Origin of the sequence: Okeania sp. SIO2C9 (assembly GCF_010672455.1) — a bacterium.
Lineage (GTDB): Bacteria > Cyanobacteriota > Cyanobacteriia > Cyanobacteriales > Microcoleaceae > Okeania.
On record NZ_JAAHGO010000261.1, the window covers coordinates 1 to 1,220 of the forward strand.

The window sequence follows — 1,220 nt, forward strand, 5'->3', positions numbered from 1 at the left end:
GCGAGATGGGGCGGGAAATGACAGTAATAAGGTTGTCTATAATTATTCCCAACAACCTCATCGTGCCAACGTAGTCAACACTTCGGCTCATGAAAAAGTAACAAATAAATCATCACAAAAACTACCTACACCATCACCAACAGGATTCAATATGAGTGAAGAAGAAATTAAAGAAAAGCTAAGCCCAGAGGCCTATCATGTTTGCCGCATGGGTGGGACAGAGGCGCCGTTTACTGGTGAGCTGCTCAATAATAAAGAACCGGGAACGTATCACTGTGTTGTCTGTGGCTCAGATTTATTTCTCGGAAAACATAAATTTGACAGTGGTACTGGCTGGCCATCGTTTAATGACCTTGCCACCAGTTCTGCCGTCAAGCGACTTGAGGACCGTTCGCATGGTATGATTCGCACTGAGGTGCGCTGTGGCCATTGCGACTCGCATCTAGGTCATGTCTTTCCTGATGGCCCTCCACCAACTGGGCAACGTTATTGTATTAATTCAGTAGCGCTGCGTTTTGTGCCTGAAGAGCCCTGACCAATTATTTTTTGGACACCGCTGTCATCATTTTGGCAGCAGAGGCCTTCAGGCCAATCCATTCCTAGATGTTCGAGGGCCATGCGCTGCATGAGTGGTGCAGGAGCCTCCAGCCCCGTCCAGCGCTCGAACTGACCGAGCGCTTGACGGATCAGCATGCTTAATCCACAGATCGTTTGGCAACTGCGCTGGGAAGCATCATGGAGCAGTCTGGTCTCTAGCGGGGTGTAAACGGTATCAAAGACAATCGAATCTGGACGATGGCGATCAGCAGGCCATGGGCTATCTGCTGTGCCCATGCCAACTGACGTGCCATTGATCAGAATGTCATAGGTTTGTTCGAGTGCTTCGGTGAGACTGCAGAAGCTACAGCCAACTTCTTCAGCAAGTGCTTCAGCCTTATCGACGCTACGATTGGCAATGGTAACAGTGCCACCGGCAGCTTGCATCGCAAAAGCGATCGCGCGGCCGACACCACCAGCACCTAAAATAAGTACGCGCTTATTGTGAATGGTTCCGGCAACTTGCTCGGTACAGGCAACTGTTGCTGGGGCATCGGTGTTTGCGCCAATCACTTGGCCGTGCTCATCACGATAAATCGTATTCACCGCACCAATATCTTTGGCGATATCTTCCACCTCATCTACGAGGCCTAAGACCGCTGATTTGTATGGAATGGTAACTA

The 1,220-nt window shown here is 49.9% G+C and carries 2 protein-coding genes; one reads left to right on the plus strand and one right to left on the minus strand.

Annotated features, from left to right (window positions below; translation table 11 throughout):
• Positions 1–535 (plus strand): peptide-methionine (R)-S-oxide reductase MsrB (gene msrB, locus F6K23_RS40850; RefSeq protein WP_375340837.1); only part of this gene is annotated, 535 nt, incomplete at its 5' end.
• On the opposite strand, the gene F6K23_RS40855 is transcribed toward msrB, so the two are convergent.
• On the minus strand, positions 487–1,220 hold a 734-nt coding region (locus F6K23_RS40855), incomplete at its 5' end, for a shikimate dehydrogenase (protein ID WP_293166966.1). The genes msrB and F6K23_RS40855 overlap by 49 nt on opposite strands.